This is a genomic window from Microbacterium resistens NBRC 103078 (genome assembly GCF_001552355.1).
GTDB lineage: Bacteria > Actinomycetota > Actinomycetes > Actinomycetales > Microbacteriaceae > Microbacterium > Microbacterium resistens.
This window is the reverse complement of record NZ_BCRA01000070.1, coordinates 24830-31621: the sequence shown is the minus strand read 5'-3', so window position 1 is coordinate 31621 and position 6792 is coordinate 24830. Positions and strand designations below refer to the sequence as shown.

Sequence of the window (6792 nt, the reverse complement as noted above, 5' to 3'; positions counted from 1 at the left end):
AGCGACCGCCAGCTCCGCGGTCGCCGCGCCCCGCTGCCCCGTCCCTCGGGCCGAGCCGACGACCGCACCGCGCCTCTCGCCACGGACCGCGTCCCCGGTCGGGTCCCGGGTCGCCTGCTCCGAGGGAAGCGAAGCCCGGCCCGCCCGGAGCCCCGGTGCGCCCGGCCCCCGCGAGCGGGACCGGGCGGACCGCGGCATCAGGACACCGTGAGGGCGCGACGGACCAGGTCGGTGAGGATGCCCCGCACCTCATCCGATCGCATGATGACCACCAGCAGACCGGCGAAGGCCACGGCCGCTGCGGTCCGATGGAAAAAGCGTACTTATGCCAGTATGGCTGCGTGTCTTACTCGAGAACGAGCATCCCCCGCGTCGCGATATACGCTCGACAGAGCGTCGAGGAGGACCAGGGCATCCAGCAGCAGCTTGAGGACGGGCGCAAGCACGCCTCAGAGCGCGGCTGGAGCGTTCTGCTCGAGTTCTCCGACAACGACACCTCAGGCAGCAAGGAACGTGGCCCCAAGACCGACTGGGCGCGGATGCTCCGCGCCTTCGACGCAGGCGACTTCGACACGCTAGTCGTCACGGAGACGTCGCGTCTCACCCGCAGCTTGACGGACGTCCTGGACGTCACTCCTCCGCGGCGTGCGATGAGGGTGATCGTGATCCGCCAGGGCATCGACACGGCCGTCGATGACTTCCAGCTCAAGCTACTCGTGCTCGTGGCGGAGAACGAGGTCAAGCTGAAGGCCCAGCGCGCGGCCCGCTACGCGGCCGACCGCCGCAAGGTGGGCCACCCGACGTCTGGCAAGACGCCCCACGGCTACCGCTGGGTGCCCGCAGGCCAGCGCGACGAGAGAGGTACGCGCTACGTCGTCGACGAAATCGAAGCCGAAGACGTGCGTCAGATTTTTCGGGAGTTCCTCGCCGGCGCGACGCTCGGCCAGATAGCCAGGGACCTCACGGCAGCTGGACGGCTCACGCGCAAGGGCGCAAACTGGCACTCCTCGACGGTCCGTCGGATCCTGATGAATCCGCTCTATGCGGCGCTCCTCCCGCCGGCACAGCCCACGGGAAAGCACAGCATATCGGCGATCGACCTCCAAGCCTGCACCCCCGGAGCTTGGCAGCCCATCGTGACGAGAGACGATGTCGTCGCTGCCCGGAGCCGACTCGTCGGCGTCAAGCCGATGCACAACGGCACGGCCCGCCGCTACCTACTGGCGGGCATCGCCCTCTGCGGCGTCTGCCGCAAGCCGGTGAAGTCCGCGCGCCCCGTGAACCACCCCACGCCTCGTAAGGATGGTTCGGTCGCGCCGGCACAGCGTTACCACGGCTATCGATGCCATTTCAGCCGCAACGGCGACATCATCGACGAGTTCGTCTCGGAGTTGTGCATCCAGCGTCTCTCGCAGCCCGACGCCGCCGGTCTTCTCACCCCGCCCGACGACGAATTCGATCTCCCCGCACTCCACACGCGCCGCGAAGCGCTCCAGGCGGAGCGGAGGAACGTTTTCACGCTGATCGGCAGCGACGTGTCGAGGCTCGCAGTCGCCCAGGACCGGCTTGAGGAGCTGGAGGAGCAGCTGCGCGAGGTAGACACCGTCATCGCCAAGGCCGCCGAGCGGCACCCGCTGGCTGACCTGATCGGTGTCGAGGACGTCAGAGCGTGGTGGGAGAGCCGGACGCTCGCGCGCCAGCGGGCGATCGTCCAGCTCCTGATGACCGTGGTGATCAAGCCGGTCGGCATGGGCCGCCGCCCACGTCACCCCGAGGACGTCCTCGAGTCGCTGGAGATCACGCCACTGGTGTAAACATCAGAGATCAAGTGGGCGGGTGGTCGACACCTTCTCGGAACTCTCCCGCACGGACTCCGTCGTTCACGACGGCACTCCCGAATGGGTGTCGCGCCCTACCTCAGGTCGCTGAACGGGTCCACGATGCTTTGCACGCCGTGCATCGCGCACACGAAGGCGATCCGCACACCCGTGGTGTCGGCGCTTAGCGAGGTGTCGGGCATGCAGTCGCTGCCGCACTCTGAGCACGTCCGGTAACCGTGGTCCTTCGGAACGCGGATCTCGGGACCGAGTTGCCCGTCGAGGGGGTCGTCGCCCATGTCTATTGGGCTCGTCATGATGGTGTCATCGTTCGTTGTTCTCGTCGATAAGTTCCGCGAACTCTGCATTGCCGAGTACCCTCAGGCCGAACTGCTGGGCCTTGTCGCGGACGGCCTCATCCGCCGTGACGATAATCCACTCGGGGCTCATCAAGAACTGGCTGTCGTACTCCTGACCCTCCAGCGCGCAGGCCACGACCAGAGGGTCGGCGTTGCCTCGGTTTGCGTAGAGATCAACGAGCCGAGTGTCATGTGCTGGCACGGTCGCCATGATCTCGATGAGCTTCTCAAGCATGCGTGGCGTCGTCGGGTGGACGTTATCTCGCATTGTCGAGGCGTCCGGAAACCCGGACGCCTCCCGCATGACTTCTTCCGGGATTACGGCCTGCTCAAGGAAGAACTTGCTCGCGCGACGTGCCCGACCGAGCTGACTGAGGGCGTTCGTGTCGATCACAAATCGCTGACCGAAGTTGCTCATCTCACCGCCCGCCGTAGGTCCTCGATGTGCGGGGGCTTGATGTGATTCAGGCATATCGAGCGGCAGAACTCGCCGGGCGAGATCGCACCGATGTCGAGTGCGTGCAACATGCGCACCGTGAGCTCCCGACCGTTGTACTTCCGAACGGCGTTCTCCGGGAGGATCGCGTTGCGCGGCCCGCCCGTCGAACGTGCCCGGAACTCGCTACGCAACTGATCGAGGTGAGCCCCGGTGATGTCGCGGTCGATGATGCCGAGCCTCATCGCACGAACCGCGACAGCGCTCGGGGTGACCTTGAAATCGTCAGAGGCCGCCTTCAGATCGTTGATCGAGGCGAAGGTGAGCGCCTTCATTCGTTCAGTGGGCATGAGCATCGAACCCGCGATGTCGTATTCACGGCCCGGGTCGGTCTCGGTGCTGCCGCCGTCCCAGGTCATAGGAGCGAAGATCCGCCGTGCGACAAGGACCGTCATCAACACCAGAGTGAAAATCGTGCGACCAACCGGCTCTTGGTCATCTCCGTGGTCGCCGCCAGCGAGAAAGATGTAGGGGACCTTGTTGTCGCGGATCGCCATACCGCTGAACTTCACGTGGGTCAGGCGCTGCGGCATGTAGTTCTGCACGCTGCGAGACACGAGCACCTGATTGGCTTCGAGTCGATCGATCATCAGATCGAGCGCCTTCTCCTTCGTTCTGCAAGCACGCAGACTCTCGCCGGAGAGGCCGAGCGCAGTCATGAGCGTCGCAGCGTCATCGTCCACCGGACGCGTCTCGTCGCGCAGCAGCCCGACAATCTTGTTGGCTGTCAGAGAGGCGTCGTGTTTGCGGATGAGCTGTTGCTTGCGAATGAGGTCCTTCACGATGAGCTCAACGTCCCGCAGCTCGACTTTGGCACGCGAACCGATCGAGAAGGTGTCCCTACTGACGCCCGCGAGGAGCTTCGCCGTCTTCTTCGCAACCTGTTCTCGAACCAGCGCGATGGGTGCGAAGAAGAGGCTGTAAGGGATATCGCCGGTCCGCGCGAGGTCAATCAGCTCGGAGAACTTGATACGGCCCGTCTCCAGGGCGCGCTCGTAGCCCCTGTACGTTCCGGCGACCGAGTTGCCCAGGAGGGTCGTGAAAACGGCATCCTCGATGGGAATCGCCGTGTGGTCGAGAAGGACTTCAATGGCCACCTCTGCTCATCTCCGCAGCGCTCGCGTCGGGCGGCTGCCGCTGCTTCCCGCGCGCCGGGCTGCCCTGTCAGCTGCGGCCCAGCACAAGTTGCACCTCAACATCGAGCTCGTTTGCAAGTACATCAATCGAGTCAAGGGTGAGATTGCGCTCACCACGTTCGATGCCTGCGAGGTATCGGGGCGTCACAGAGAGCTGCTCCGCCAGTTGCTCTTGAGTAAGCCCCCGCGTCAAGCGAATGGCACGTAGCTGCTCACCGAGAGCGGATTTGAGTGCCTTTTGCGCCATCTCTCAACCGTCTCGACTGGAAGCGATAGGTGCCAGGTAGTCATCGCTTCCAGTACAGTGAAGTGATCGGTCGTCATGTCTCGATTTCGCGTTGAGCAGCACAGAACGGAGCAATACCCATGAAGCAGGTGCCGCAATTAGGCGCACATGTTCGAGTCCGCGCGATGGTCACCGCAGCCTCACTTGCCGGTCTCGTGTTCGCGCTCAGTGCTTGCAGCGGCGGCCCGCAGAACTCTGGTTCGGCGCAGGCGGAATTGTCCGCAGAGGAGCAGGATGCTCATGTCGAGAGCCTCGTCTATCAGTTCGATGAAGCTCGCGTCGTCGACCAAGACGAGCAGGTGCCGTTCGTCTCAACAGACGCAGACCGCCCGATTGTGGTGCGGCTTTCTGAGGACTTGGCCGCGGTAGTGCCAACGGACCGCACGGTTGCGATCGAGCAGTACAGCGTGACAACCAAGGCATTCTCGACCGGAACCTGCCGCTTGGACGCCGAAGTGACTTATGCGTCGGGTGGGCGGGACGCGCTTGCCGCCCCGACGCCCAACATCGACGGTGAGCCAATGCAGAACGTCGCCGCGTCTCTCGTACGTGGCATCAATGAGGAGCGGGTTGAAGTCGTTAAGACTGCACCCAGTGACGACGAGATCGCGAACACAACCGTGTACATCACCTCAGACGGAAGCACGCTGACTATCGTCGACGACTGCAGCGAGGATCCGCAGAACACGGATTGGGCGCAGGAGCTGCTGTTTGCCTATACGGATCTGATTCAAGGTATGGGCTACCGCGAGGTACTCGCCACTGCCTATGTGGCAGTGCTCCCTGGTGGAGGCCAGAACGGCGGGGGAGGCGTGACCACCATCATCACCGGTGAGGTCGACGCGGACGTTAGCCCGAACGGGAAGTGGCAGGCGAAGTGACGAACGACCGGGAGGAACGCCTGCTTATGGAAGCGAATCGGCGAAGACCCTAGGGCACCGTGTCCGAAGGATGATACCGAAAGGGACGATCATGGTTACTCGCAACATCCGCGTCTCGGACCTGAGCGGGGAGGAGAACGCCTCCACCGTCAAGCTGGGTGCCGCCGGCAGCTGGTACGAAATCGACCTCACCGAGCCCGAGGAGCAGGAGCTCTCCGAGCTCCTGAAGACCTACGTCGCGGTCGGACGAAAGGTCGCTGGGCCTCCATCGAGGCGCATCTTCCCGACGACCACCTCCGAGGAACGTCGCCAGATGCGCTCGTGGGCGAAGGAGCAGGGCTACCAGGTGGCCGATCGTGGAGTTATCCCCAAGCAGATCTACCGGGCGTATGTCGATGTCCACCACGACTGAGCCTGCCGCGAAATGGAGTGCAACGTCCCCCGCGCAGCGGCCTGAGCGTGGTGCTCAAGCTCAGCGCGTGGGACGATGACCGCATGGATAGTCGCTTGCTCCCGGAACCCGACAGCGACCTCGGCTACTCCGAAAGTCAGCTCGCCAGCATCCTGGGCCACCGGATCGAAGAGTTCCACGAGTACATGCTGATGAAGACGTACGCGCTTGCGCAGGACGGCAGCGCCGTTTACTACCCAGGCGACGTACACCGCTACGTCGAGCACTACATGCCGCCACGTGCGAGACGGCTTACCGAGAGGGACGTGTACGAGATTCTGACTCATCGATGGTCCGAGTCTGGGAGTGACAATGCAGTCGATTGACTCGGGGCGGGCTTCGGGCGACGTATCACGAACGCCGGCTGCTAATGCAGCCTCGGCCGACGCGTGCGAGTTCGGCGGAGACTGGTCCGACTCCCACGATTCCGACCTGAACTCGACTCTCAGCGACCGGGGAGCCTATTCCATCCACGTCGATCGCCTCTCGATCAGGATGGTGTCGCGCCAGCGTCCTACGAGCGGACCGTGTGCCATTTGCGCTATTCGCTCTCGCCGCCCCACCTGGCGAAATCCCGCTCGCTCATGGAGACGGAGACTTGCTGCATTCTCAGGGAAGACGGATGACTGGATCGTCCAAACGCCCGAGCGTTCGGCAGAGCTGATAAGCCCCTCCAGCAGGAGACGCCCGACGCCTCTTCCAGACGACTGCGGCGCGACATAGACAGAGTGCTCGACCACGCCGCGGTACACGGCACGGGCGGAGACTGGTCCCGCGGCGACCCAGCCGACGATCGTCGGCCCGTCCGCCGCAACGATCATGAGGCCGGGATGCTTGCCCGCTGCGAACGTGTCCCAGGAGCGCGGCGGATCGGCTTCGAATGTCGCGTGACCGGTCGCGATGCCGGCGCGATAAATCGTCTCGACCGCAGGCCAGTGCGTCTCCACCATCCGCTGGAGCTCGATCGCGCCCATCATCCCATCAGCGCCTTCGCCGCATCGGCAAGCGTGCCGGTGGTCGGCTGGTAGTAGGCCCACTTCCCGCGCTGCTCCCTGGTAACCAGTCCCGCCTCGACGAGCAGCTTCATGTGGTGGGAGACGGTCGGCTGCGACAGGCCCACGGGGTCCGTGAGGTCACAGGCGCACATCTCCCCGGCGCTGCTACCGACAATCAGCGAGAGAAGTTTCACACGTGCGGGGTCGCTGAGTGCCTTGAATACCTTCGCGAGGTCGTGAGCGGTGGCGTCATCGACCGCGTCGCCGCTCCCGCAGCACGCCGCACTGTCGATATCAATGGTCACAGGCAGCGCGGTCATGTCCCCATTCTGCCGCACATATTGACATCTGTCGATGTGACCGTCAGGATC

General features: G+C 64.1%; 10 protein-coding genes and 1 pseudogene. 4 read left to right on the top strand and 7 right to left on the bottom strand.

What is annotated here, in order from left to right:
- Positions 1–197: 197 nt before the first annotated feature.
- A pseudogene (locus MR1_RS19455) lies at positions 198–305 on the bottom strand (DUF4244 domain-containing protein); the annotation flags it as partial.
- A gap of 36 nt (positions 306–341) precedes the next feature.
- On the opposite strand from MR1_RS19455, the gene MR1_RS12365 reads away from it, so the two are divergent.
- Entirely contained in the window at positions 342–1814 is a 1473-nt protein-coding gene (locus MR1_RS12365) for a recombinase family protein (protein ID WP_067247125.1), read from the top strand.
- 98 nt (positions 1815–1912) lie between these two features.
- On the opposite strand, the gene MR1_RS12360 is transcribed toward MR1_RS12365, so the two are convergent.
- The 4 genes from MR1_RS12360 to MR1_RS19450 form a co-directional block, all read right to left on the bottom strand.
- Positions 1913–2116, bottom strand: coding sequence for a hypothetical protein (locus tag MR1_RS12360; protein ID WP_157518138.1), 204 nt, complete (start codon positions 2114–2116; stop codon positions 1913–1915).
- A 25-nt stretch (positions 2117–2141) separates the two neighbouring features.
- Positions 2142–2594 carry a PIN domain-containing protein gene (locus tag MR1_RS12355; RefSeq protein WP_067247119.1) on the bottom strand — a complete coding sequence of 151 codons (453 nt, stop codon included), beginning with the start codon at positions 2592–2594 and terminating at the stop codon, positions 2142–2144.
- Positions 2591–3769, bottom strand: a complete 1179-nt coding sequence (locus MR1_RS12350) for a hypothetical protein (RefSeq protein ID WP_067247117.1) — start codon at positions 3767–3769, stop codon at positions 2591–2593. The genes MR1_RS12355 and MR1_RS12350 overlap by 4 nt, the downstream gene beginning before the upstream one ends.
- Before the next feature lie 67 nt (positions 3770–3836).
- Positions 3837–4055, bottom strand: coding sequence for a helix-turn-helix domain-containing protein (locus tag MR1_RS19450; RefSeq protein ID WP_084344588.1), 219 nt, complete (start codon positions 4053–4055; stop codon positions 3837–3839).
- Positions 4056–4174: 119 nt separating this feature from the next.
- On the opposite strand from MR1_RS19450, the gene MR1_RS12340 reads away from it, so the two are divergent.
- From MR1_RS12340 to MR1_RS12330, 3 genes are all read left to right on the top strand, one after another.
- Positions 4175–4975: a hypothetical protein gene (locus tag MR1_RS12340; protein WP_157518135.1), complete on the top strand. Its 801-nt coding sequence runs from the start codon at positions 4175–4177 to the stop codon at positions 4973–4975.
- Positions 4976–5066: 91 nt separating this feature from the next.
- Positions 5067–5387, top strand: coding sequence for an Lsr2 dimerization domain-containing protein (locus MR1_RS12335; protein WP_067247105.1), 321 nt, complete (start codon positions 5067–5069; stop codon positions 5385–5387).
- Positions 5388–5434: 47 nt separating this feature from the next.
- Positions 5435–5752 carry a hypothetical protein gene (locus MR1_RS12330; RefSeq protein ID WP_067247102.1) on the top strand — a complete coding sequence of 106 codons (318 nt, stop codon included), beginning with the start codon at positions 5435–5437 and terminating at the stop codon, positions 5750–5752.
- A 135-nt stretch (positions 5753–5887) separates the two neighbouring features.
- Here the strand turns inward: MR1_RS12330 and MR1_RS12325 are convergent, their stop codons facing one another.
- Both MR1_RS12325 and MR1_RS12320 read right to left on the bottom strand, forming a co-directional pair.
- Positions 5888–6400, bottom strand: coding sequence for a GNAT family N-acetyltransferase (locus tag MR1_RS12325; protein WP_067247133.1), 513 nt, complete (start codon positions 6398–6400; stop codon positions 5888–5890).
- Positions 6400–6741: an ArsR/SmtB family transcription factor gene (locus MR1_RS12320; protein WP_067247090.1), complete on the bottom strand. Its 342-nt coding sequence runs from the start codon at positions 6739–6741 to the stop codon at positions 6400–6402. The genes MR1_RS12325 and MR1_RS12320 overlap by 1 nt, the downstream gene beginning before the upstream one ends.
- Positions 6742–6792 lie beyond the last annotated feature (51 nt).

What these genes read in the sequence shown, in the direction of transcription:
- MR1_RS12360 (WP_157518138.1), bottom strand. Translation starts at nt 2,116, where the DNA reads ATGGGCGACGACCCCCTCGACGGGCAACTCGGTCCCGAGATCCGCGTT.
- MR1_RS12325 (WP_067247133.1), bottom strand. Translation starts at nt 6,400, where the DNA reads ATGGGCGCGATCGAGCTCCAGCGGATGGTGGAGACGCACTGGCCTGCG.
- MR1_RS12355 (WP_067247119.1), bottom strand. Translation starts at nt 2,594, where the DNA reads ATGAGCAACTTCGGTCAGCGATTTGTGATCGACACGAACGCCCTCAGT.
- MR1_RS12340 (WP_157518135.1), top strand. Translation starts at nt 4,175, where the DNA reads ATGAAGCAGGTGCCGCAATTAGGCGCACATGTTCGAGTCCGCGCGATG.
- MR1_RS12335 (WP_067247105.1), top strand. Translation starts at nt 5,067, where the DNA reads ATGGTTACTCGCAACATCCGCGTCTCGGACCTGAGCGGGGAGGAGAAC.
- MR1_RS19450 (WP_084344588.1), bottom strand. Translation starts at nt 4,055, where the DNA reads ATGGCGCAAAAGGCACTCAAATCCGCTCTCGGTGAGCAGCTACGTGCC.
- MR1_RS12320 (WP_067247090.1), bottom strand. Translation starts at nt 6,741, where the DNA reads ATGACCGCGCTGCCTGTGACCATTGATATCGACAGTGCGGCGTGCTGC.